The organism is Devosia sp., from assembly GCF_028290645.1.
Lineage (GTDB): Bacteria > Pseudomonadota > Alphaproteobacteria > Rhizobiales > Devosiaceae > Devosia_A.
Genome location: NZ_JAQGJL010000206.1, coordinates 1 through 24,467 on the forward strand (window position 1 = coordinate 1; position 24,467 = coordinate 24,467).

Here is a 24,467-nt window from a genome sequence, read left to right on the forward strand (position 1 = left end):
CCCCGCCAAGAAGCGAGGGAACCTGCAAATGCTGTGGATGATGGCGAGGGCTTATCTTTCCGTTCCACCGCTAGCCATTCGTCACCGTCGTTTTCTTGGTGACCTCTGGAACGCTCATGGCATCCACGACAGCGGGCCAGTAGTCCAATGGCTCGACAATTCGCTCAAGCAGAAGCTGGGGCTCGCGAATCAGGAAGATCCGGTCACCTTCGAACAGATGCCGCGGCCCCTGCTTGTTGTTGCCACCGATCTTGGCGCCGGCGACATTGCGATCTTCGGTGGCCCAGGCGACGAGAAAGTGCCTGTCGCACAGGCGGTGATGGCTTCGGCCGCTTTCCCATTCTTTTTCATGCCCCCGCAGATGCAGGACCGACGCTTCGTTGATGGCGGCGTACTCTCAAACCTGCCCGCCTGGGTGTTGGATGAGCTGCGGATGACCTCGGAGGAGCCGCTTCCTACCTTCGGTTTCCGTCTTGTAGATCTGGCGGTGCCCGGTTTGCAGACGTCGACGCAGGACCAGAACTTTCTTCAGTTCGCCGGCAGACTGGTGAACACTTGGCTGTCGGGCGGAAAGGTTCTCGAAACTCGCGGCATCGACGATTGCCACGTGGTCGAACTCAAGACAGACATCAGCACGCTGGAGTTCGACAGCCTTGCTGAGAGGTCCAGGGAGTTGTTCGACCAAGGCTACAAAGCCTCAATCGAGTTTTTTGACCGCGAGCTAGGCCCCAGGGATCCCGAAATGATGCGGATCGTCCTTCGCATTATCGCCAACTTCTTCAAGGGCACGATCGAGGCCCGTTCGGTTCGCGGGCTCTCCGTACGAGCAAGCATCGTCCTTTCGGTTGGCGATGATGTCGCTAAGGTTGCGTATTGTTCCCATAGTGACGCCGACGACCGGCTGCGCATCTGGAAGTCCTCCGATGGGCCGGGAAAGTGTTTCGCCTTGAAGCAACCCATCGTTGCTCTCGTCAATGACATCGCCGAACGCGCTAGGAAGCATCCGCACTATAAGTTCGAGCACGCCTTGCGACCCAAGAACGTATCGGTCGTGTACTCCGTCCCCATCTTCCGGAACTCAGAGGACTGGATCCTGACGCCGGATGGGAGGAAGACACCGCTCGGTGTGCTGGTTCTCGATGTCGAAGGTGGCCAGAACAACCGAATTGATCAGGTCCTGCACAATCGCTTTGTTCAAGATCGGCTCGCGACCTATGCACAGGTTGCCGGCGTCTACATTACCAAGAACGGCAAAGTCATGACCTCACGGACCGTGGAAGAGTCTACGCTTGGGAGCCAGTTACCGGCTCGCCCAGTTTCGATCTCGCCCGGTTTCTGGGTTTCCGAGCGAACCTTGCGGCAAATGGTTTCGGGTGCCGAAGTGACAGCTCTTCGCGAGCGCATTGTGGCCGAGCTGGCGCCGCTTGAGCACGCGAGCGTGGCCGGTCACTCGAACGGGGCGGCGAAGTAGCATCCGCGTTTGGCACCAAGCGGACATAGCGGCTGCAGTTTGCGTATCCCTTCAGTTGCCCTGGGACAATTTCAATACGTGTGCGTCCCAAGACGCAAGCAGGTCCGCCTTCTGGTCCAACTGTTGGGTATGCACATAGTGTCGAAATAGCGTACTAGTCGCTGAAGAACCTGACTGGTGACCGAATAGCGCGGCTATCAGGTCGATGGAATGACCGAGTTCAACCAACCTCGTCGCAACCGTTCGACGAAGGTCGTGAGTAGCGAATTTGGGGACAGGCAGTCTCTTGGACCTGTTGAGAAGGTACGAGCCGACGTCCCTAGCAGTCATGGTGACCCCGCCGGAGGTTGCGAATATCGCGGACGTTCGGACCAAGGACAACTGCTCCTCTAATAGCCTTCGGACCTGTCCCACTAGCGGCGTCTCTCGCGCTCGGCCGTTCTTTGAGCGGGAGGCCGGTAGTGTCCAGATCCAGGTGTGTTGGTCAATTTCTCCGACCGTTATTCCAGCCACTTCCGAACAGCGCGCACCTAAGAGCAACTGGATTTTTAGAATGGTGGCTGAACTCGAACGCTGGTCCGGCACCGACAGCCAATTCCACAGTGCAGAGATCTCATCGTCGGTAAGTGTTCGCGTTCTCGGTTCACCGTTCCCGTAGGACTGGAGGCCAGCACTGGGATTGATCTCTAGGTAGTCTTGCGCGACCGCCCAATTTAGCATCGCACCGATCCCTTGGCGCCGCTTCTCAGCCTCTCGAAGCCATCCTGCATCGGCGACGGGATCTAGGAGCTGCCTGATGTCGCGCCGAGTCAGTTTTTCAAGCTTCCATTGCAGAACCGGTGTAAGCGCCCGATAGAGCCGTCTCTCAATCTCCAGTGCTGTTCTGAGGCGCCCTTTCACCCGCCTTGAGACGTACCTCTCGACAAGGTCGGCCACCGTGATGCGATTTTCCTCTTCACGGCGGGCCGTTGCCTCCTCGAGAAGCAGGTCTCTTCCTGCCCTCGCCGCCGCAACTAGAACCCTCGCCCGAGAGCGCGCGTCCTGGAGGCTCACATCCGTGACAAAGCCAAGAGAGAGTCGCTTGGAGTTGGGCTTACCCTTGATACGGAAGCTGAGATCCCAACTCTTAATGCCCGACGTAGCGACACGAACCCCTAATCCAGTCGTGCGCGCGTCTCGCACCAAAAACGGATCAAGTTTCGGACGGAGGCCATCGATGCCTGCGGCGGTCAAGTTGACGGTTGCTAATACACGTCCAGACCCACTCTTCATCATTCCTCCGTCGCAACACCGTCGCAACAAAATCCGCGGATGCTCAGGAACGTCTCTGAACACAGGCGGATCTTAAGCATTTGATCTCGTTGAATAAAGTGTCACCAGCGGACTTCAGCGGATGCTGGTGGACGCATACTAGAAGGCTGGATGCAGACGCTGATCGTCCACAACAGCGATTGGCGCGGCCTGCGGCGCGATCTCGGCTGGCGGGGTTTCCTCGGCTTCCAGATCTATGTCGGCAGCATGGTGCTCTCGGCGCCACTGCACACGATGTTTCTCGTGTCGCTGCTCTGGAGCGCGCTCGCGCCGCACCAGCCGGCGCCGCTCGATATATGGGACGGACTGGCTGCCGTCATCTTCATCGTGGGCTATGCGGGGCCCGCGCTACTGGTCTTCATGGGGCTGAGGCGGCTCGGCCGCCGCGACCTGCTGGTGCAGCAGCTGGCATTGCCGTTGTACTGGATACTGCACTCGGTGGCGGCGGTGCTGGCGCTGGTCGAACTCGTCGCCCAGCCGCATTTCTGGGCCAAGACCGTCCACGGCAAGACCCGCCTCCACCGTCAGTCGGGGGCGCGGCAACGCGATCAGGAGGCGTAGCGGGAGAGATCCAGGTCGCCGATTTCGATGTCCGGCCGCCGCTCCGAGATGATGTCGGCGAGCACCCGGCCGGAGCCCGCGGCCATGGTCCAGCCGAGGGTGCCGTGGCCGGTGTTGAGGTACAGGTTCGAAAGCTTCGAGCGCCCCAGGACCGGCGTTCCGTCGGGGGTCATGGGCCGCAGCCCGCACCAGAAGCTCGCCTTCGACAGGTCGCCGGCATGCGGGAACAGCTCGCGCAGCGAGCGATCGAGCGGGCCGCGGCGGGACCGGTGGAGCGCCGTGTCGTAGCCGGCGATCTCGGCGGTGCCGCCAACGCGGATGCGATCGCCGAGCCTGGTGGTCGCCACCTTGTAGGTCTCGTCCATCACCGTCGAGACCGGCGCCACCGACTCGTCGGTGATCGGCACGGTGAGCGAGTAGCCCTTGATCGGATAGACCGGCAGGTCGATGCCGAGGGGCCGCAGCAGCAGCGGCGAATAGCTGCCCAGCGCCACGACATAGGCATCGGCGGTGAGCACGCCCTTGTCAGTCGTCACGCCGGTGACGGCGCCACCCGAGGCGAGGATGCGCTCGATCCGCGTGCCGTAGCGGAAGGCGACGCCCTTGCCGGCGGCGAGCGCTGCGAGCCCGTCGGTGAACATCCTGCAGTCGCCGGTATCGTCGTTGGCGAGACGCAGGCCGCCGACGAACGGCACGGTGGCACTGGCAAGGCCGGGTTCGGCGGCTACGCAGCCTTTGGGATCGAGCACCTCGTAGGGCACGCCGTACTGCTTCAGCACGGCGATGTCGTCGGCGGCGTGATCGAGCTGCTTCTGCTCGCGGAAGAGCTGCACCGTGCCCTGCTGCCGGCCATCGAAGGCAAGGCCGGTGGCGGCGCGCAACGCGATCATCATGTCGCGCGAGTATTCGGCGAGCCGCACCATGCGGCCCTTGTTGGTGGCGTAGGCGCGCTCGGTGCAATTGGCGAGCAGCTGCAGCCCCCAGATCCACATGCGCGGGTCGAGCTTGGGCCTCAGCACCAGCGGCCCATCCTGCATCAGCAGCCATTTGATCGCCTTGGCCGGGATGCCGGGCCCGGCCCAGGGCGAGGCATAGCCGTAGGACAGCTCGCCGGCATTGGCATAGCTGGTCTCGAGCCCCGGCCCGGGCTGGCGGTCGATCACCGTCACCTCGTGGCCCGCCTCCGCCAAATAATGGGCGGAGGTGATACCGATGACGCCCGAACCGAGGATGAGGACCTTCATGGCGCTCATCATCATGAGCCCGGGCCGAAAGGCAAGCGGGCACAGCGGCATGGCCAGCCTGCTGCAACGGGATGGCGCGCGACCCCGCTTGCGCTCCGGCCCGCCGCTGGGCATGTTCGCGCGGTGGGGCGCGACAGGACCGTCGGGGGAACACGGTGAGAATTGCGGCGCTATTCCTGGGATTGATGGCCGGGCTGTTCGCGCTGCTTGCGCCGAGCGCGCTGCGTACCGACCTGATGTCGCCGTTTCTCGAAATGTGGTCGGCGAACTCCAGCGAGCGCCTGCTCGGCACGATCGTCTGGTACGCCATTCCCGCCGCGGCGCTCGCCGGCGGGCTGCTTGCCACGGTGACGCCCGGGTTTGCGGCCCTGCTGCTGCTCGGCGCGGCGGTGGGGTGGCTCGGCGTCGGGCTGTCGATGCCGCAGCATTTCAACTACCAACTCATCGCCCCCGCCGCAGCAGCGGGGCTTGGCGCGCTGCTGGCGTTTCTCGCCGGCGAGTTGCAGCTAAGGCGCCGGCGCATGGCCCGACGCGGGCGGCTCGCCGAGGCCGCGGGGCTGGACGACAATGGCGAGATCGAGCGCGAGGCGGCGCTGCGGATGGATCCGCTGCTGATGCCGCGCGACGAGCAGCCGCCCCCGCCCCGCCGGACGATCCCCCTGACGCTCGACGACCTGACCGTGCCCACACGCGCCGAGAGCATCCCGTTGCGGTGGCACGACGACGATGCGCCAAGGCCGCACCGCGGGGGTGATGACTGGGCCGAGGTACGGCGCAGCCCGCCACCGCCGCAACCGCCCCAATCGTCCCGCGGCGAAGCGCAAGTGCGGCCGGAACCTCGACCGATCGAGGTTGAGTCGCGCCCGGTTCCGGGGCGCAGCGATCGCGATATCCGACCCGAGCGGCTGGTCCAGCGGGAGATGCCGCCGGCAAAGGGGCGGCGTGGACAGGGGAGCGCGCTCGTCGCGGCAATGGCGGCGGGGGGCGCGGTCCTCGCCCTGGGCCTCCTCCTTGCAGGAGGATACGTGCTCTATCGCGGCGGCATGCCCGCTGGACTGCCTGCCCCGCCGGCGCAGGCAACCGCCATTGCAGCGGCGAACGAGATACCGGCCGCCCCAGCCACGGCGCCGCCAGCCCTGCCGAAGCTCACGACACCCGAGACAGTCAGGGTCGCGGCCCCGTCGGCGGTCGCGCCCCTCGAAGCGGCCCACGAGCCGGCGCTGGTCGGCACCACGACGCAAACCGAGACCTACGCCGACCCGTTCAGCTATTGCCGGGCCGTCAAGACCATCGACTATGTCGACAACCGTTACAGCGGCCCCGCCTTCACCGATGCGATCGCGCAGGCGCTGCTGATCCCGCCAAGCACCGCGCGCGACCGCGTGCGCTGGCGCTGCTTCGAGGGCACGGTACTGGCCTGCACCTCATATGTCGGCCCGGTTTGCGACATGGCGCCGACGGTCACCGAGATGCAGGAGTTCTGCCGGCGCTACCCCCAGGTCGATCAATTGATGGCGCCCAGCGGCACCTGGTCCTGCGCCGACGGCCGCCCACAACTGCCGCCCGACGCCAGCTGGCCGATCGACGAACGCGGCTTCCTCCCCGAAAGCTGGGTCGCAGTCCCCGAAACCGGAGGAACGCCTGCCGGATAGGCGACACCATTCAGTCTGTGGAAAACTCTGGGATGGAGCGGGTGAAGGGAATCGAACCCTCGTCGTAAGCTTGGGAAGCTTCTGCTCTACCATTGAGCTACACCCGCGACGGGGTTGTATGTGCCGAAAGCGCGGGCTGACGTCAAGACTTCGCGGCGCGCGTGGCGAGGAGAGCGGCGGTAGGCGTATGGGTTGCCGCCGGCAATTGACATCGGGCGGCCGCTCTGTGAGGCGTTGCGGTCGACAATGACGCGGCGTCCGCATGAGAAATTCGAGATGACGGGTTCTCCCCTGATCGCCGTGGTGCCCTATGGAATCAAACGTCGCGGCAGGCTTGCAGCCATTGCGCTCGATCAGCTCCACTGGCCGCTGGGGTCGCCAGAGCTCGCGCCGGGATCGACCATCGCCAACCTTGGCCCGGACGATCATCTGATCGTCTATCTCGGCTCCTGGTTGTTCTTTGGCTCGCTTGCCGGTGTCAGGGCGCGGCTCTCCGTCGTGGTCGGTGAGCCGGAGGCCTTTCACGGGCGGTATATGCGCCTGCTGCGCTGGCTCCACCGGCGGTTCTTTCGCATCCTGACATGCAACGCCCGGCTGTTGCAGACAACGCCGAACGCCGTGTTCTTTTCGTGCGGCAACACCTGGGTGCCGGAGTGGGAAACGCTCGACTGCAGCAAGACCCGCATGCTCTCGATCATCGCCTCGGCCAAGGCGTCGCTGGTCGGCCACAAGCTGCGGCACGAGACCGTGCACTGGCTCAGGCACGCGGGGGTCGACGTCGAGATCATGGGCGGTGGCTACCGCTGGTTCGAGCAAAAGTCGGAAGGGCTGGCGGCCTATCGCTATTCCATCGTCATCGAGAATTCGCGGGAGAGGGGCTATTTCACCGAGAAGTTGATCGATGCGTTGTTGTGCGAGACGGTGCCGATTTATTGGGGCGCGCCGGATATCGCAGAGTTTTTCGATGTGCGCGGCATGATCGCTTGCCAGAGCCTCGACGAGATCAAGGCAGCGGTCGCAATGCTTTCGGCCGCAGACTACGAATCCCGGCGCGAGGCGATTGCCAACAACCGCTCGCGGGCGGCGAACTACGCCCATTATGAGCGCAACGCCGCGCAATGCGTGCTGGACGAATGGACCGCTGCACCTCAAAGGGCAATGTCTTGAAAAGCTACGTCATCAACCTCGATCGAAGTCCCGAGCGGTTGGCGCACTTTCTGGCGCAGGCGCAGGGAGCGCAGCTTGATGTGACGCGCATCGCTGCGGTCGACGGCATGGCGATGGATCCGATGCAACGGCTTGCCTTGTCGTCGCGGCATTTCCAGTTCCAACCGCTCAATCCGGGCGAACTCGGTGTGTTCATGAGCCACCGTGCCGCGTGGCGGGTGCTGGTCGAAAGCGGAGAGGCGCGGGCTGCGGTCTTCGAGGACGACGCGCTGCTGGCGGCCGACCTCGGCGGCCTCCTCGCTACGATCGACGCCCACCCGCCGCGCGGCGATGTCATCAAGCTCGAGACGACGCTCCGCGATGTCGTGCTGGGCGGCGACCGCGCAACACTCGGGGGGCGGTACGAGGGGCGGAGGCTCCTCAGTTGGCAGGGCGGCACGGCTGGCTATGTCATCACCCGAATCTGCGCCGAGCGCCTGCTCGGCCTGACCGATCCGATAGCCGACACCGTCGACCAGGTGCTGTTCGCACCGCAATCCCGGATCAGCCGGACTCTCCACATTGTCCAGGTATCCCCGGCCCCCTGCGTGCAATACGACATCCTGAACCGCGCGGGGAAAAGCGCGACATTCGCCACCACGGTGGAACGGCGCAAGAGGCGCGGCCGCTTCTTCCGGCACGGTCCGTGGATCGACGGGCGCCGCGCCGTTTTGCGCCTCAGCGAGGCACTTATGCGCGAGATCCGGGGACGGATGCCCGGCAATGACCTCCGCACCGTGCCCTTTGCCGCGGATACCGGGACAGGCATCGACGCGGCGGCGAAACGGGGACAGGAAATTCCTCATGCCTGACGGCAACACGGTCACCGTTGCGATATCCGGCGGGCTTGGAAACCAGATGTTCAAGTATGCCGCCGCGCGGGCCTTGGCACTGCGCCACGGCGGGGACGTCGGGCTCGACGTCACGTTCTATCGTAACAGCCGGCACCGGCACTTTGAACTCGATGCCTTTCCAATCATCGCCAAACGGCTTGTCCCCGCGTCGGGTGGGTTCTGGAAACGGTTCGGGGCCAAATCACGAGAGCCGGAGGCCAGGGCTCGGGTCTATCGGGAACCGCATTTCCGCTTCGACCCGGCCTTCCTCGACCTTGCCTTGCCGGTGGTCCTCGATGGCTATTTTCAATCACCCCGCTATTTCGAAAGCAGCGCTGAGGCGATCCGGCGCGAACTGACGCCACCGCCGGCCCGCGACAGCGAAAGCCTGGCGATCGCCCGGGCGATGACCGAGAGGGACTCGGCGGCGGTGCATGTCAGGCGGGGCGACTATGTCAGCAAGGCGCACGTCAACGCCATTCACGGGACATGCTCGATCGCCTACTACCAGCGCGCCATCGAGCAGCTGCCGGGTGACAGCACGGTGTTCGTTTTCTCCGACGACATCGCCTGGGCGCGGGCCAACCTGCCGGCGGTCCGGCGCCTCGTCTTCGTGGGTGATGCAGGCCCCCGGCCGGGGCTGGCCGATCTCTGGCTGATGACTTTGGCGCAGCACCACATTGTCGCCAACTCATCGTTCAGCTGGTGGGGCGCGTGGCTGGCCGCGCCGGGCAATGGCCGGAAATTCGCGCCGGCGCGGTGGTTCGCCGATGCCTCGCTCGATGACAGGGACCTCGTGCCTGCCGATTGGACGCGCGTGCCGTCCTAGCTGCGGAACGCCTCGAGCCGCGCTTCGGCGGCCGCCTCGTCCTCCATTGGCGCGCCGGCCAGCAGCGCATCCACCTGCCCCAGCCGGATGGCGTGCCGCTCCGAGAAAGGTGCGAGGAGCGCCAGCCGGAAGCGATCTGCTTTAAGCTTTTGGCGCAGGTCCGCCATTGAAATCACCTCTGAGGCCTGGAAGCGGGCGCGCTGCTTGTGGTAGCGGCTCTGCGGGTTGTCCCTGAGTTCATAGTTCTCGAAACCATTGCCGGCCTTGAGATATTTCAGGTGCCAATAGACGAAACCGGCGAAGCGCCGCTTGAGGTTCACCGTCCGGAACATCTCGAAGCGGCGGTCATGGGTGAAGTAGGTCTCGGGGTTGACGTGGAAGAATCCGACGTCACCGAGCCCCGAAATCCGCACGCTGTTGCAGACTCCGAGCATACCAGTCTTTGCGTCGCGCATGAGATTTGGCCCGGAGAAACACTCGAGGATGTTGCTCGCCGGCTCGGCCCGCAGGCGGGCAACCAGTTGTGCCATGGCAGTCGGGATCGCCAGATGGTCGTCGTCGATCTTGGCGACGATGCGGTGGCGCGTCTCGGCGAGCGCCACATTGGTGTAGTTGACGAAGCTCGCGGGGGACGCTGGACCGGTGCGCGCATGACCTTCGCTACCGGGCGGGAACACGCGATCGACGTAATGCAGCACCCGGAGCTTGGGTCCGTGCTTCTGCCTCAGCCGCAGCAGGATGTCGGGCGTGGCGTCGGTGCAGAGATTGTAAACGGCGACGATCTCGTCGAAATGCGGCAGGTGGCTCTCGATGGTCGCCTCGAGAAAATCCGCACCGTTGCGGATGCGCAGGAACGCGCTGATTCCCGGCAACCGCTCGGCGACCCGTAGGTCGGGGGGCGAAAAGCTGCGGCCCGAGATGATTTCTGGCCCTGCGAGGGTTGATCGATCCGGCATCACAGAAAGAAGTTCACCTTGGAGTGGTTGTGAATGGAGCCTATGCGATAGCGGACCCCGCCGCGCTGCATCGTGGGCTGGACGCGGCCGCGCTCGTCCTTCACCAGTTCGAACTCGAAATCCCGCGGGTCGAGCATTGCATTCCGGTTGATATGACTCATGCCGGTCGCCCGCGGATGAAAGTGGCGGTCCATGCCCATCAGATACTGCCCGATGGCCGCCGCGTCGAAAACCATGCCGAGCGTGTCGTGGCCGCGGGAATAGCCGAGAGCCCCAGGCGCAGAGGGGCCGGGTCTGGCCCTCCACTCCATCTCATAGGCGGGTGGTGACGTCGGGAGAAGCTCGAACCCCTGCTCCCCGACCTGATCCCGATAGGCCGCAAGCAGGTTCATGTCGTTGAGTGGAGTTCCCATCCTGACGCGCGGAGAACGGAGGCGGGCAATCAATGGGCGGTCACGCCGCTCCCGCGCCACGCGCCTGGCGATGAAACCGTTGAGCCCCACGAGTGCATCAAGGGCGCCCACGAAGAACACACCCGGAACGCAGCTGTTGTCGTTCAGAAATGGCGCAGCGAGCCCACTATAGAGGGCGGTCAGGCGCTCCTCGTAGGCTGCGACGTCGAAAAAAATGAGGTTGTCGGATTCGAGATGCAGCAGGCGCTCGATCCCGAGATGGCGCATCGCCTCTTCGAGGTAGAAGAAGCGCTCTGTGGTGAAGACCCAGAACCCCTGCTTCCGGCCGGCCTTCCTATTGATGCTCTTGTCGAACAGCTGGTGATCCGCAGTGCGCTTGAGCTGCGAGGTCAGGATCACCTCGGCACCGCAGCGGTCGGCCATTTCGATCATCGTCGAATCTTCCGACAAGACGACATAGATGGGTGTCGCTGGCGACTCGCGTTGCGACTGCCGGATCGAATCGATCAAATGCGTGGCAACGCGTGGACCGAGATGCACGTAAACGATTGGAAGCAACGAAGCTGCCCTCGAAGAAAAACATGGGTCTAGCCGTTCGGCGGGCTTGTCTTGGCCCGGAGTGGCGACATCCGCCTTCCCCTAGCACATAGCTAGTCACTCGGCACCAAGTAGGGATCGCAGGACGGCAATGGACTTTTTGGCCGACGACATCATCACCGGGGAGCGGCTCCAGGCGCTTTCGGAAATTACCGTGACTACAAAACCGATGGTCCGGTTTCATCGGTCGATGCGTGCCGCTGGGGTGAGGAATATCGCACTGTTTCAGGGCGATCAGGAGCAACTCGAGCCGACGCCTGACGCCTTGGCGAGGCTCAGGGGAAAGCGACGGATATTCGTCTATACGCATCTGCTTCCCTCGTTTTTCGAGCACGTATTCCCCAGACTCGACCACTCCTTTGTCCTCATCACTCACAACAGCGACTCGCCGGTCGATGCCCGCTACCTGCCGCAACTGGGGGATGACCGTATCCGGGCATGGTTCGGGCAGAACGCAGCCATCCGTCATCCCAAGCTTGCGCCGCTGCCGATCGGCCTCGCCAACGCGCAATGGCGGCATGGCAAGCTGATGAGGTTCATCGAGCAGGTCCGGCGACCGCCAGCAGAGCGCCAGCCGCTTATCTATGTGAACTTTCTCGTGCGGACCAATCCAGCGGTGCGTGCTCCGATACTCGACAGCATGAGCGAGCTGAAGAACGCATGGATTGCGCCCAAGAGGCGGTTTCGCCGCTATTTGTCTGACATGGCAAGCTGCCGCTGGTGCGTATCGCCGCCTGGTAACGGCATCGATTGCCATCGCACCTGGGAGGCGCTCTATCTGGGGGTTGTCCCCGTAGTGGAACAAGGTGTGTGCGGCGAAGACCTATATCGCGGGCTCCCGGTGGTTGAGTGCGAGGACCTCACTCGGCTCGACCCGGCGCAGGTCGCAGCAAACACCCTGGCCGTGACGCAAAATCCCCGGGAGTGGCATCGCATGACCATGAGTTATTGGCGGCTGCGCATCAGCGCGGAAGCCGAAGCCATTGCTTCGTCCTGATGGTCCGGGACGCGACGCATGGGCGCGCGCTTTCGCTGCCACCGGCCTGCGGCCTCGGGCCTTTGGCACTCTCGACGGCTTGCGCTATAGTCGTTGCCTTGGCCCGACGATCCGGGAGCTGATTTCGGTTCGCGAGGCGGCCAGTCAGGGAGAACGTGAGATGGTTCGGACTGCGATTGCAATTGCCGCTCTCATGCTGAGCGCCGGCGGAGCGTTGGCCCAAGGCACAGCGTTGCCCACAGGTGACGCGACCGCCGGAGAACAGGTGTTCAAGAAGTGCACCGTCTGCCACTCGATAGGACCTGGGGCCACGAACAAGATAGGCCCGGAACTCAACGGCGTGCTCGGACGGACCGCAGGGACGCTTCCGGGTTACAACTACTCGCAGGCGATGAAGGATGCGGGTGCAGGCGGGCTGGTTTGGACGCCCGAGACCCTCACCAAATTCCTGACCAAGCCCAGGGATTTCGTCCCAGGCACCAAGATGACCTTCCCAGGCCTGCCCAATCCCCAGGACATTGCCAACGTCATCGCCTATATCGCGACGTTCTCGCCCGACTACAAACCTGGCGCTGCCCCGGCAGCGGCACCGGCGGCGGAACCGGCGCCCGCGACGCCTGCCCAGTAGGGGGTCTCGTCGCCCCTGCCCCTCAACCGCCCGCGCCGAAGAACTCGGCGCGGGTGAAGAAGGTGTAGTCCGCCTCGAACGCCATGATGACGACGAAGATCAGCACCAGCACCGGCGGCACCAGGATGGCGTAGATCAGCGCCCACCGCTCCCAGGCCATGTGCATGAACACGGCGATGATCAGGCCCGCCTTGCCGAGCATCAGCATGAGGATCAGGCCCCAGCGCAGGTAGCCCTGGAACTGCAGCAGGTCCACGAGGTACGAGCAGGCGCTCAGGACGAACAACCAGAACCAGACGATGAGATAGAGCCGGATGGGATGCTGCTGGCCCTCGGCATGCGCCGCAGGTTGCACCATGGTGTCCGATCCCAGATGTGCCTCAGCCATTTTGCCTCTCACCACAGATAGAACAGCGCGAAGATGAACACCCAGACCAGATCGACGAAGTGCCAGTAGAGCCCGGTGATCTCGACGATCTCGTAGCGGCCCTTGCGTGAGGTGAAGAACCCCTTCTTCTCGGTGTCGAAATCGCCGCGCCAGACCTTTCGCGCGATGATCAGGAGGAAGATCACGCCGATGGTGACGTGGGTGCCGTGAAAGCCGGTGATCATGAAGAACACCGAGCCGAACTGCGGCGCGCCCCACGGATTCTCCCACGGACGCACACCTTCGGAGATCAGCTTGGTCCACTCGAACGCCTGCATGCCGACGAAGGTGGCGCCGAAGGCGGCGGTCACCAGCATCAGGATGGCGGTCTTCTTGCGGTCGCGGCGATACCCGTAGTTCACCGCCATCGCCATGGTGCCACTCGAGGAGATGAGGACGAAGGTCATGATGGCGATGAGGATCAGCGGTATGTGCACGCCGAAGATCTCGAGCGCGAACACCTCGCTCGGGTTGGGCCACGCCGCTTCCGTCGACATGCGCACCGTCATGTAGGAGAGCAGGAAACAGCTGAAGATGAAGGTGTCCGAGAGCAGGAAGATCCAGATCATCGCCTTGCCCCAGGACGCCGTCTTGAAGGCGGTCCGGTCGGATGACCAGTCGGAAACGAAGCCTTCGAGGCCCGGCAGTTGCGGCTCGGCCGGCGGCGAATGGGTCACGGCTGGATCGGACATCGTCTTTGCTCCCCCTTTAGCTCAGCAATTGCCCGCAGAGTTCGATGAACGCGCTGGCCCAGCCGGCGATCAGGCTGAACAGCACCACCCAGACGAACAGCATGAACAGCCAGTAGGTGGCGCAGAGCTCGACATTGAGCCGCACGCCCTCGACCTTCTCGCTGCCCCAGGCCTTCGCCGTCGCCCAGCCCAGCGCCACGAGACCGCCGAGGATGTGGAGGCCATGCAGGCCCGTGACGAGATAGAAGAAGCTGTTTGCGGGGTTGGTGGCGACGTAGTAGCCCTCGGCCGAAAGCTGCTGCCAGGCGATGAGCTGCCCGCCGAGGAACGCCAGCGCGAACAGGGCGGCGACGGCGAGGCCGACGCGGAGGCGGACGATATCGCCCCGTCGCACCGAGCGCTGCGTGTATTCCAGCGCCAGGCTGCTCAGCACCAGCGCGCCGGTGTTGATCCAGAGGATCGGCGGCACCGGCAAGGCCTGCCAGTCGCCAAGATCGCGGCGCATGAAATAAGCGCCGGCCAGCAGCGTGAACATCGAGCCGACGATGGCAAGGAAGAAGCCGAGGCCGGCGCGCTTGGCGGGATCATGCGACGCCTCGAAATCCGGGACGCCCTCGATGACGCCCTGCTCCAGCCAGGGCTTGGAGGTCAGCCGCTGCTGCGCCAGCCACCAGCCGGCGAAGGCCGCGAATCCGGCGAACAACATGATGACGACGCTCATTCCGAGCCCTCGTGATGCGGGGGCGTCGGGCCGGGCTGGTTCTGCGGGATGAAGTCCTCCGGTGCGCCGGGCACGCTGTAGTCATAGGCCCAGCGATAGACGACCGGCAGTTCGCGGCCGAAATTGCCATGCGCGGGCGGCGTTTGGGGGGTCTGCCACTCGAGCGTGGTGGCCCGCCAGGGATTGCCGCCCGCCGGCTTGCCGTGCCGGATGCTCCAGATCAGGTTGAAGACGAAAACCAGCTGTGCGGCCCCGACGGTCAGCGCCATGACGGTGATGAAGACGTTGAGCTCGTGCGCCGATGGCGGCTGGAACGAGATATCGCCGGATTCGAAGTAGCGCCGCGGCACCCCCATCAGACCGAGGTAGTGCATGGGGAAGAAGATCAGGTAGGCGCCAACGAACGTCACCCAGAAGTGCAGATGCGCGAGCGTGTTGTCGAGCATGCGCCCGGTGATCTTGGGGTACCAGTGGTAGATCGCGCCGAAGATCACGAGGATCTGCGCCACACCCATCACCATGTGGAAATGTGCCACGACGAACATGGAGTCGGACAGCGGCACGTCGACCACCACATTGCCGAGGAACAGGCCGGTGAGCCCGCCATTGACGAAGGTGACGATGAACGCCAGCGCGAACAGCATCGGCGGGTTGAGGTGGATGTCGCCGCGCCACAGCGTCAGCACCCAGTTGTAGACCTTTATGGCGGTGGGGACGGCGATGATCAGCGTCGTGGTGGCGAAGAAGAACCCGAAATAGGGGTTCATGCCGCTCACATACATGTGGTGCGCCCAGACCACGAAGCTCAGCGCGCCGATGATGACGATGGCCCAGACCATCATGCGGTAGCCGAAGATGTTCTTGCGCGCATGGGTGGCGAGGAGGTCCGAGACAATGCCGAAGGCGGGTAAGGCGACGATGTAGACCTCGGGGTGGCCGAAGAACCAGAACAGGTGCTGGAAGAGGATCGGGCTGCCGCCGTTGTGGGCCAGTTGCACACCCATCTCGGCTACCGCCGGCATGAAAAAGCTCGTGCCGAGCAGCTTGTCGAACAGCATCATGACGCAGGCGACGAACAGCGCCGGGAACGCCAGCATGGCCATGACGGTGGCGACGAAGATGCCCCAGACGGTCAGCGGCATGCGCATCAACGTCATGCCGCGGGTGCGGCCCTGGAGGACCGTCACGATGTAGTTGAGCCCGCCCATGGTGAAGCCGATGACGAACAGGATGAGCGACACCAGCATCAGCACGATGCCCGCCTCCTGTCCCGGCGTGTTGGAGAGGATCGCCTGGGGCGGATAGAGCGTCCAGCCGGCGCCGGTGGGACCGCCTGGCGCGAACCAGCTGGCCACCAGCACCAGCACCGCGAGCAGGTAGGTCCAGTAGCTGAGCATGTTGACGTATGGGAACACCATGTCGCGGGCGCCCAGCATCAGCGGGATCTGGTAGTTGCCGAAGCCGCCGAGGAACAGCGCGGTGATCAGGTAGATGACCATGATCATGCCGTGCATGGTGATGAACTGGTAGTAGGCGGCGGCGTCGATGAATTCGAGGAAGCCGGGGAAGGCCAGCTGCATGCGCATCAGCCAGGAGAGGACCAGCGCCACCATGCCGATCGCCAGCGCCGTACTGGCGTACTGGATGGCGATGACCTTGGCGTCCTGCGAGAAGACGTACCTCGTCCACCAGCTTCGCGGATGATAGAGCTCGACATCCGGAAACTCGGCAGCGTGGGCATCGGGCCCGTGTGTGGCGTCGACCATCAGAGTGCCTCCTCGCACTTCGTCTGATGTGGGATCGCCCGGAAAGAGCGGCGGCCTTAGTCCAGTCCGGCCGTCTTCAACACCTCCGGAGCGTAAAGTTGGGCGTAAGTCGACTGGCCGGCGAGCCAGTTGTCGTAGTCCTCCTGCGTGTCGACCACCACGCCGCCGCGCATATAGGGGTGGCCGATGCCGCAGAGTTCGGCGCACAGCACCTCGAACTGGCCGGTGCGCGTCGGGGTGAACCAGAAATAGGTGACGGCGCCGGGGATCATGTCCATCTTGGAGCGGAATTCGGCGACGTAGAAATCGTGCAGCGTGTCGATGGAGCGCAGCAGGATCTTGACCGGCTTGTCGATCGGCAGATGCAGGTAATCGGCCTGGATCAGCACGTCGTCACGGCCATTGGGATCGTCGGGGTTGATGCCGTAGGGATTGTCGGCGCTGACGAGGCGGGTGTCGGACAGTCCGAGCTTGCCGTCGGCTCCGGGCAACCGGTAGGCCCACTGCCATTGCTGGCCCATGACTTCGGCTTCGGTGGCCTCCGCAGGTACGGTGATGAACTGGGCCCAGACGAACAGGCCAGGCGCGAGCATGGCGGCAACGCCCACGGCGGTGAGGCCGATCAGCCAGTTCTCCAGCCGCTTGTTCTCCGGCTCGTAGGCGGCCTTCTGCCCCTCCTTGTGCCGGAAGCGCCAGACGCAATAGGCCGCGAACAGCACCACGGCGGAAAACACCGCGCCGGTGATCCAGAAGGTGATGATGATGGTGTTGTCGATATAGCCCCAGTTGGAGGCGATCGGCGTCCACCACCAGGGGCTCAGGAAGTGGAACACCACCGAGCCGACGACGATCAGGACGAATACGACTGCTATGACCATCTCTTGTTCATCCTCACCCCGCGGGCAGTCGATGAAACAGAAGGCAACAACCAGGCGTTCGGGCAAAGTACCGTAAGAGATGCGGCTGCGTGTGGTGTCCGTCTCCGGCCACACGCCCTGCATCACCGCAGGACCAGTTACAGCCCGAATAGTCGAACGTCAGCGTGATTCGGGGTCAAATTTGCTTTGCCCACCGATACTTAGGCGACAACGATTACATTGGGCGGCAGCGTTGTCAATTGCGGCTAATTCCCGCACCGCCTCCACAAACACGCGGCGTCCGAGGGAGGACGAAATGGTTGTGCGGGCGCGCTGCTTGCTCCGCACCGTGTTGAGGACTAGCATCGCCGGCGCAAGTATCTCGGCCGGTTGTGCTCGAGAATTCCGGCCGCTGTGACGCATCTCGAGCCGTTGCGAGATGGCAATGCTGACTTGCTCGAAATGCGGATTCGGCAATGCCGAAGGCGCGCGCTTCTGTTCCAATTGCGGATCGCCCCTCGATGTGGCGCGGCCGATCGAGGGCGAGCGCCGGTTCGCCACGGTGCTCTTCGCCGACGTGGCGCGCTCCACCGCGATGGCGGAGCAGCTCGACCCCGAAGACTGGGCGACGATCATGAACGGCGCCTTCGGATTCATGAACGCGGCGGTGGCCCGCTATGGCGGCACGGTTTCGCGGCTGATGGGGGATGCGGTGCTGGCGCTGTTCGGCGCCCCGGTGGCGCATGAGGACGACGCCGAGCGGGCGGTGCGCGCCGGGCTCGAAATCCAGGAAGCGGCGAAGGCCTACGGCGCGGCGGTGAAAGAGCGCCATGGCTTCGACTTCGACCTTCGGGTGGGCATCAATACCGGCACGGCGGTGCTGGCCTTCGTCGGCGACGCGATCAGGACCGAGTACACGGCGATGGGAGACGCGGCCAACATCGCGGCCCGGCTGCAATCGTCGGCCGAGCCCGGCACCGTGCTGATCAGCGCCGATACCCACAAGCTGGTGCATGCGCTGTTCGATTTCACCCCGCGCGGCGGCATCGCGATGAAGGGCAAGGCGGAGCCGGTCGAGTCCTACGTGGTGCTGCGCGTCAAGGCGGCGCCGGGGCCGACCCGCGGGCTGGAGGGGCTTACCTCCCCCATGGTCGGGCGCGAGCGGGAGATCGGGCTCCTGCGCGAGCGGTTCGAGGATCTCGACAAGGGGTTGGGCGCGGTGGTGGCGGTGGTGGGCGAGGCCGGGCTCGGCAAGTCGCGTCTGATCGCCGAACTCAAGCAGCTGCGCGACGCCAAGACCGGGGTGCAGCCGGTGTGGCGCGAGGCCCGCGCCATCTCGTACGGCCAGTCGATTCCCTACTATCCGTGGCGGCAGCTCGGCCGGCAACTCGTCGGCGCCACCGACATGGATGCCGCGCCGGCGGTGCGCGAGAAAGTGAAGGCGTGGGTCGACCGGCTGGGCCTCGCGCCGGGCGACATCCCGTTCTACGAGATCATGCTGGCGGTCGACACCGAGGAGAGCCGCATCGCGCTCGCCGTCCTGAGCGGCGAGGCGGTGGTCAACGGCGTCGCCGGGGCTGTCGTCAACGCCATCAAGGCGGTGATCCGCGCCGACGACCGGATGACACCCTATGTGATGGTGATGGACGACCTCCATTGGTCGGACACCGCGACGCTCGAGCTGATCGCACAGGTGGCGACGCTCGCGGTGTTCGAGCCGATCATGCTGGTCACGGTGCTGCGCCCGGACCGCAAGGCGCCGAGCTGGCAATTGATCGACCGGCTGCAGGCGAGCCTCGGCGGCAGCTTTTCCCGCATCGACCTCGAGCCGCTCGACGCCTCGGCCTCGGGCGAACTGCTCGGCAACCTCCTCCACATCGAAGAGCTGCCCGAGAGCATCCGGGCGCAGATTCTCGCGCGCTCGGAGGGCAACCCGTTCTATCTCGAGGAGGTCCTGCGCTCGCTGATCGACGGCGGACAGGTGGTGCGCGAGGGCGAGCACTGGCGGGCCACCCGGGCCATCCTCGAGGTCAGCATTCCCGATACGCTGGCGGGCGTCTTGAGCTCGCGCATCGACCGGCTGCCGGATGCGACCAAGCGCGTGGCGCAGACCGCGGCGGTGATCGGCCGCGTATTCCAGCACCGGGTGCTGGAATCGGTCTGCCGCGACGCCCCCTTGGCCGAGCGCATCGAGCATGTCGAACCGCATCTGGCGGCTCTGTCCTACGAGCAGCTGGTGCGCGAGAAGGCCCGGGATCCGGAGCGGGAATACATCTTCAAGCACGCGCTGACCTGTGCCGCGGCCTACGACCTGCTGCTGCGCTCGCGGCGTAAGGACCTCCACGCCCGTTGCGGGAGCGCGTTGGAGCTGCTGTTTGCCGATCGCCGCGACGAGTTCGCCGCCCTGCTGGCGCATCATTTCGAGGAGGCGGGCGACCTGGAGCGTACGCTGCAATACGCCAGGGTCGCCGCCGACAATGCCCGGCGGGTCTATGCGGTGCGCGAGGAACTCGAGCATCGTGAACGCATCCTCGCGGCGCTCGACAAGCTGCCCGACCGGCGGCCCGAGGACATGATCGACGCGATCCTCGAATGGGTGTGGGTGCGCAACAGGCGAGCCCAGTACGACGGCATGCTGGAGCGGCTGGAGCAGGCGGTCACGCTGGCACGCAAGCTGGGCGACAAGCGGCGGCTTGGCCTCGCACTGTCCTGGACGGGCAACGTCCACATGGTCACGGGCTTTCCCTCCCGCAGCTTCCCCTATCTCGAGGAGGCGCAGGTTCTCGCGACCGAAACAGGCGACGACCAGGTGCTGCTGCTGCCGCTGTTCATCGCCACCTGGTCGCTGGTCGAGCGCGACCCCAAGTCGGGTGAGGAGAAGCTGGCCGAAGTGATCCGACTGGCGCGCAAGCTCGATGCCCCGGAGGTGCTCGGCCATGCGCTGGTCTATCGAGCCGCAGCACTTGCCCGGCTGGGCCGGTTCGACGAGGCCAATGGACTGATCGACGAAGCGCTGGCGATGGTGGCCAAGATCGGTTCACCGGTGAAGCAGGCGGACATCCATATCGGCGCCAGCATGGCATATTACGACATGGGCGAGGTCGAGAAGGGCATCGAGCACGCCCGGATCGGCGCCGATCGCGCCATGTCGGTCAACGGGCTCGAGTGCGCCTGTGCGGCCTATTTCGGTATCGGGCGCGGCGAGCTCGGCCGGCACCGGGTCGACGACGCGCTGACGCAGTTCGCCCGATCGCTGAAGCTCGCGGACGCCGTCGGCATGGATTACTACATCAACTTGATCCGCGCCGGCGTGGGCGAGGCGGAATTCGAGCAGGGCACGATGGGATCGGTCGAAAAGATCCGTGGTGCACTCGACAACGCCCGCAGCACCGAGAACGACTTCGTCGTCGCGGCGCTGTCGATGCCTTATGCGCGGGCGCTGCTGCGGCTCGGCCGGGCCAAGGAAGCGAGCGAGCGGATCGAGGAGGCGGTCAGCTATTTCCGCCGGATGGAGCTCAAACCCTATCTTGCCAATGCGCTGAGCGTCGCTGGCGATGTCGCGGTTGCGCTGGACGATGCGAATGCGGCAGCGGCGGCACGCGAGGAGGCGGCCAGCCTCAGGGACGAAATCAAGCTGCCGCAACCTGCCACGCCCCTGCCCCAGGTCGAGCGGGCCTAGCTGATGGAAAAACCGGTGATCCTCGCGGTCGACGACGAACCCTCGGTTCTCGCCGCCGTCACACGCGACCTGCGGCGGCACTACGCCACGAGCTTTGACATCGAGCGGGCCGCGTCCGGGGCGGAGGCTCTGGTGGTGCTGGCCGACCTGAAGCTCGCCAATCGGGTGGTGGCGCTGTTCGTCGTCGACCAGCGCATGCCGGAAATGAGCGGGGTCGAGTTCCTCGCCAAGGCCATGGAGCTCTACCCCGAGGCGCGGCGGGTGCTGCTCACCGCCTATGCCGACACCGATGCGGCGATCCGGGCGATCAACGAGGTGAAGCTCGACCACTATCTGATGAAGCCGTGGCACCCGCCGGAGGAACTGCTCTACCCGGTCCTGGACGACCTGCTCGACGACTGGCGCGCCAACTACCAGCCGGTGTTCGAGGGGGTGCGGGTGGTTGGTCACCGCTGGTCGGCCGATGGGCACAAGGTGCGCGAATTCCTCGCCCGCAACCTCATCCCCTATCGCTGGCTCGATATCGAGATGGACGAGGAGGCGACTACGCTTCGCGAACTTGCCGGTGCGGCGGCGGAGCCCCTGCCCCTTGTGATCCTCGCCGATGGCACCGCGATGTCGCGGCCGACGATCGGGGCGCTGGCCGAGAAGGTGGGGCTGCATACGCGCGCCGTGGCGGCGACCTACGACCTGGTGGTGGTCGGCACCGGGCCGGCCGGGCTGGCCTCGGCGGTCTACGGAGCGTCGGAAGGCTTGCGGACGCTGCTGATCGAGCGCGAGGCGCCCGGCGGCCAGGCGGGCACCAGTTCCAGGATCGAGAACTATCTCGGCTTTCCGGTCGGGCTCAGCGGCGCCGACCTTGCGCGCCGCGGCGTGCAGCAGGCGCGGCGCTTCGGGGCGGAGATCCTGACGCCGGTCGAAGCGGTGAACCTCGAAACGCAGGATGGCTACCACATCCTGACGCTGAGCGATGGCAGCAAGGTCGCGGCACAGGCGCTGATCGTCGCCACCGGCGTCTCCTACCGGCTGCTCGACGTGCCGGGCGCCGAGCGGCTCTCGGGCGCGGGGCTCTACTACGGCGCGGCGATGACCGAAGCGCTGGGGGTAAAAGGGCAGGACGTGTTCGTGGTCGGCGCGGGCAACTCGGCCGGCCAGGCAGCGCTGCACCTCGCGCGCTACGCCAAGACCGTGACGCTGCTGGTGCGCGGCAAATCGCTGGCCGAGAGCATGTCGCAATATCTCGTCGAGCGGATCGAGGAGACGGAGAACGTCGCGGTGAGGGCCGGGGCCTCCATAGACGCGCTGGTCGGGGAGGAGAGCCTCGAGGCAGTGGCGATCCTCGATGCGGCGAGCGGGACGGTGTCCGAGGTGCCGGCGCGGGCGGTGTTCGTGTTCATCGGCGCCTCGCCGCGCACCGACTGGCTGAAGGACAAGCTGCAGCTCGACCCGCAGGGCTTCATCCTCTCGGGCCCCGACCTCGTCCGCCAGCCCAACCGCAAGCCGGAGGGCTGGCTCATCGAGCGGGAACCGTTCTGGCTCGAGACCAGCGTGCCCGGCATTTTCGTCGCCGGCGACGTGCGGCGACAATCGACCAAGCGCATCGCCTCGGCGGTCGGCGAGGGAGCGATGGCGGTCACGTTGGTCCACCAGCATCTGCGGGGACCCGCGCCGGCGCAGCGCCCGGCGGGGATGTAGGCGGATGACCCCGCCGGCCGAAGGCGTTGGCGACCCTTATGCGCTGATCCGCGCCGTGCCGATCTTTGCCGATCTCAGCGACGAGGAAGCGGACGAGCTCTGGCGCTCGGCCGAGCGGGTGACGGCAGCCCCGGGCGAGGTGATCATCGAGGAAGGCGCGCCGGGCGACCGGCTCTATATCGTCCTCTCCGGCGCGCTCGAGGTCACCAAGCGCGAGGGGGTGCGGGACATCACGCTCGCGACCCGCCGACCGGGCGAGGTGCTGGGCGAGATGTCGCTGCTCGAACAGGCGCCGCGCACCGCCTCGGTGCGGGCAGTCGAGGCGAGCGAATTGTTGGCGATCGGCCCCGAGGCGTTCCGGCGGCTGCTGGAGCGCCGGCCGGGCGCGGCGACGACGCTGCTCCGCACAGTGGTCGGGCGCCTGCGCAGCACCGAGGCATCGCTGGTGCAGGCCGACAAGCTGGCCTCGCTGGGCACGCTCGCCGCAGGCCTCGCGCACGAGCTCAACAACCCGGCCGCCGCGATCCAGCGCAGTTCGGAACTGCTCGCCGGCGCCTTCGAGGCCTGGCGGCAGCGGACGGTGGCGCTCAACGCGCTCGACCTGACCGCCGGGGAGCGCGCGGCGCTTGCCGAACTCGAGGCCGGCGTAATGGGTTGCGGCAGGATGCGCGACGCCGACGCGGCGATCCGCCGGGAGGAGTCCCGGCTGATTGCGGCGCTCGAAAAGCTGGGCGTACCGGAGGCGTGGGAGATCGCGCCGGCGATGGCCGCCTATGGCTGGACGGTCGAGCGCATCGCGCCGGTAGAGGCGGGTTTTTCCGCGGCCCGGCTCCCGATCGTGTTGCAATGGCTCGGCTCGGGGCTTGCCACGCAGCAGCTGACGGAGGAGATCCAGCGCGCCTCGAAGGCGATCAGCGACATCGTCCACGCGGTCAAGTCCTACGCCTATCTCGACCGGGCGCCGGTACAGGACGTCGACTTGCGCCAGAGCCTTGACGACACGCTGATGATCCTCAACCACAAGCTCAAGCATGGCATCGAGGTGACGAAGACATTCGAGGCCGACCTGCCACCGATCACCGCCTATGCCGGCGAGCTCAACCAAGTGTGGACCAACCTCATCGACAACGCCATCCAGGCGATGGACGGCAAGGGCCGGCTCGAGCTGGCCGCCCGACGGCTGGGCGGCGAGGTGGAGGTCCGCATTGCGGACAGCGGGCCGGGCATCCCGCCCGAGGTCGCGGCCCGCGTGTTCGAGCCGTTCTTCACCACCAAGGCGCAGGGCATCGGCACCGGGCTCGGGCTCCATATCGCTCACAACATCGTGGTCAACCGGCACGGCGGCCGCATCGACTTCAGCTCGAAGCCGGGCCGGACCGAATTCCGCATCGTGCTGCCGGTGGGTGCGAAACTCTAACTTCGCCCTGCCCTTAGCGGAGGCCGGCCCGCATGCATGTCGGGCCGGCGGCGGTTTTCCATAACAGGCTCCTGGGTCATTCATACCAACGGATCAGTCATCCGTCCGTGGCCGCTGTCAGCCATACCGCCATGACAATCGAATACGCCCAAGAGGTTGGTAAACAACTATCCTGCGGGTTGACAGTTCTACTGTCGCCATACGCAAGATCGGTTGGCTGAGGATAAAATGTAGCGTCTCATAACTCCTGAGAAAGCGGGGGTTCTCCCTGACTTTGCTCACAATAACCTCACCACATCAGGGAGTTTAGAATGCGAGTCTTATTCTTGGCAGGTGCCGCAATTGTCGCACTGAGCTCGGTCACTTCCGTTCAAGCCGGTCCTGTCTGGCACGCGAAGAAGACGCTGTCGGAATGCGTACTGATCAACGTCATCGGCGGCGTGAAGCAGTTCAACTGCGCCACGGACGTCGTCAGCTCGGACGATGCCACCAGCGACTACAACACCCAGACGATC

General features: G+C 65.1%; 21 protein-coding genes and 1 tRNA gene. 12 read left to right on the forward strand and 10 right to left on the reverse strand.

Annotated elements, in window-relative coordinates; all coding sequences use genetic code 11:
* Positions 1–1,471 (forward strand): patatin-like phospholipase family protein (locus tag JWQ89_RS11680; protein ID WP_299641180.1); only part of this gene is annotated, 1,471 nt, incomplete at its 5' end.
* Positions 1,472–1,522: 51 nt separating this feature from the next.
* Here JWQ89_RS11680 and JWQ89_RS11685 read toward each other — a convergent pair.
* A complete protein-coding gene (locus JWQ89_RS11685; RefSeq protein ID WP_299641182.1) occupies positions 1,523–2,704 on the reverse strand; it encodes a tyrosine-type recombinase/integrase in 1,182 nt (393 codons plus the stop codon).
* A gap of 189 nt (positions 2,705–2,893) precedes the next feature.
* Here JWQ89_RS11685 and JWQ89_RS11690 point away from each other — a divergent pair, with 189 nt between their 5' ends.
* Positions 2,894–3,343: a hypothetical protein gene (locus JWQ89_RS11690; RefSeq protein ID WP_299641184.1), complete on the forward strand. Its 450-nt coding sequence runs from the start codon at positions 2,894–2,896 to the stop codon at positions 3,341–3,343.
* Here the strand turns inward: JWQ89_RS11690 and JWQ89_RS11695 are convergent.
* A complete protein-coding gene (locus tag JWQ89_RS11695) occupies positions 3,331–4,587 on the reverse strand; it encodes a D-amino acid dehydrogenase (protein ID WP_299641185.1) in 1,257 nt (418 codons plus the stop codon). The genes JWQ89_RS11690 and JWQ89_RS11695 overlap by 13 nt on opposite strands.
* 155 nt (positions 4,588–4,742) lie before the next feature.
* Here JWQ89_RS11695 and JWQ89_RS11700 point away from each other — a divergent pair, with 155 nt between their 5' ends.
* Positions 4,743–6,239, forward strand: coding sequence for a hypothetical protein (locus JWQ89_RS11700; protein ID WP_299641187.1), 1,497 nt, complete (start codon positions 4,743–4,745; stop codon positions 6,237–6,239).
* Positions 6,240–6,272: 33 nt separating this feature from the next.
* Here JWQ89_RS11700 and JWQ89_RS11705 read toward each other — a convergent pair.
* A tRNA-Gly gene (locus JWQ89_RS11705) sits at positions 6,273–6,346 on the reverse strand.
* Positions 6,347–6,515: 169 nt separating this feature from the next.
* On the opposite strand from JWQ89_RS11705, the gene JWQ89_RS11710 reads away from it, so the two are divergent.
* From JWQ89_RS11710 to JWQ89_RS11720, 3 genes are read left to right on the forward strand one after another with little or no spacing between them, the layout of a single operon-like run.
* Entirely contained in the window at positions 6,516–7,406 is an 891-nt protein-coding gene (locus tag JWQ89_RS11710) for a glycosyltransferase family 10 (RefSeq protein ID WP_299641189.1), read from the forward strand.
* A complete protein-coding gene (locus JWQ89_RS11715; RefSeq protein ID WP_299641191.1) occupies positions 7,403–8,257 on the forward strand; it encodes a glycosyltransferase family 25 protein in 855 nt (284 codons plus the stop codon). The genes JWQ89_RS11710 and JWQ89_RS11715 overlap by 4 nt, the downstream gene beginning before the upstream one ends.
* Entirely contained in the window at positions 8,250–9,107 is an 858-nt protein-coding gene (locus tag JWQ89_RS11720) for an alpha-1,2-fucosyltransferase (protein ID WP_299641193.1), read from the forward strand. Before JWQ89_RS11715 ends, JWQ89_RS11720 begins: the two co-directional genes overlap by 8 nt.
* On the opposite strand, the gene JWQ89_RS11725 is transcribed toward JWQ89_RS11720, so the two are convergent.
* Complete coding sequence (locus tag JWQ89_RS11725; protein WP_299641196.1) at positions 9,104–10,063, reverse strand: glycosyltransferase family 2 protein; 960 nt, start codon at positions 10,061–10,063, stop codon at positions 9,104–9,106. The two genes, JWQ89_RS11720 and JWQ89_RS11725, sit on opposite strands and share 4 nt — an antisense overlap.
* Positions 10,063–10,908: a hypothetical protein gene (locus tag JWQ89_RS11730; RefSeq protein ID WP_299641197.1), complete on the reverse strand. Its 846-nt coding sequence runs from the start codon at positions 10,906–10,908 to the stop codon at positions 10,063–10,065. The genes JWQ89_RS11725 and JWQ89_RS11730 overlap by 1 nt, the downstream gene beginning before the upstream one ends.
* A gap of 256 nt (positions 10,909–11,164) precedes the next feature.
* On the opposite strand from JWQ89_RS11730, the gene JWQ89_RS11735 reads away from it, so the two are divergent.
* Both JWQ89_RS11735 and JWQ89_RS11740 read left to right on the forward strand, forming a co-directional pair.
* Positions 11,165–12,070 (forward strand): hypothetical protein, encoded by a 906-nt coding sequence (locus JWQ89_RS11735; RefSeq protein WP_299641199.1) that lies wholly within the window; start codon positions 11,165–11,167, stop codon positions 12,068–12,070.
* A gap of 193 nt (positions 12,071–12,263) precedes the next feature.
* Complete coding sequence (locus tag JWQ89_RS11740; protein WP_299641217.1) at positions 12,264–12,698, forward strand: cytochrome c family protein; 435 nt, start codon at positions 12,264–12,266, stop codon at positions 12,696–12,698.
* Between the two features lie 22 nt (positions 12,699–12,720).
* Here JWQ89_RS11740 and JWQ89_RS11745 read toward each other — a convergent pair whose 3' ends face one another.
* Genes JWQ89_RS11745 through JWQ89_RS11765 form a run of 5 tightly spaced genes read right to left on the reverse strand, consistent with a single transcriptional unit; the run spans position 12,721 to position 17,182 of the window.
* Positions 12,721–13,086: a cytochrome C oxidase subunit IV family protein gene (locus JWQ89_RS11745; protein ID WP_299641200.1), complete on the reverse strand. Its 366-nt coding sequence runs from the start codon at positions 13,084–13,086 to the stop codon at positions 12,721–12,723.
* Between the two features lie 8 nt (positions 13,087–13,094).
* Complete coding sequence (locus JWQ89_RS11750; RefSeq protein WP_299641202.1) at positions 13,095–13,817, reverse strand: heme-copper oxidase subunit III family protein; 723 nt, start codon at positions 13,815–13,817, stop codon at positions 13,095–13,097.
* A 16-nt stretch (positions 13,818–13,833) separates the two neighbouring features.
* On the reverse strand, positions 13,834–14,538 hold the full coding sequence (locus JWQ89_RS11755) for a cytochrome c oxidase subunit 3 (protein ID WP_299641204.1): 705 nt from the start codon (positions 14,536–14,538) through the stop codon (positions 13,834–13,836).
* A complete protein-coding gene (locus JWQ89_RS11760; RefSeq protein WP_299641206.1) occupies positions 14,535–16,304 on the reverse strand; it encodes a cbb3-type cytochrome c oxidase subunit I in 1,770 nt (589 codons plus the stop codon). The genes JWQ89_RS11755 and JWQ89_RS11760 overlap by 4 nt, the downstream gene beginning before the upstream one ends.
* 56 nt (positions 16,305–16,360) lie before the next feature.
* The gene (locus tag JWQ89_RS11765; protein ID WP_299641208.1) at positions 16,361–17,182 is read right to left on the reverse strand and encodes a cytochrome c oxidase subunit II; all 822 of its coding nucleotides are present in this window, start codon (positions 17,180–17,182) and stop codon (positions 16,361–16,363) included.
* Between the two features lie 418 nt (positions 17,183–17,600).
* On the opposite strand from JWQ89_RS11765, the gene JWQ89_RS11770 reads away from it, so the two are divergent.
* The 4 genes from JWQ89_RS11770 to JWQ89_RS11785 form a co-directional block, all read left to right on the forward strand.
* Complete coding sequence (locus tag JWQ89_RS11770; RefSeq protein WP_299641210.1) at positions 17,601–20,840, forward strand: adenylate/guanylate cyclase domain-containing protein; 3,240 nt, start codon at positions 17,601–17,603, stop codon at positions 20,838–20,840.
* Between the two features lie 3 nt (positions 20,841–20,843).
* The gene (locus JWQ89_RS11775) at positions 20,844–22,535 is read left to right on the forward strand and encodes an FAD-dependent oxidoreductase (RefSeq protein WP_299641212.1); all 1,692 of its coding nucleotides are present in this window, start codon (positions 20,844–20,846) and stop codon (positions 22,533–22,535) included.
* Positions 22,536–22,539: 4 nt separating this feature from the next.
* Complete coding sequence (locus tag JWQ89_RS11780; RefSeq protein ID WP_299641213.1) at positions 22,540–23,952, forward strand: ATP-binding protein; 1,413 nt, start codon at positions 22,540–22,542, stop codon at positions 23,950–23,952.
* Between the two features lie 311 nt (positions 23,953–24,263).
* Positions 24,264–24,467, forward strand: a 204-nt coding sequence (locus JWQ89_RS11785) for a hypothetical protein (RefSeq protein WP_299641214.1), incomplete at its 3' end; no start/stop codon positions are given.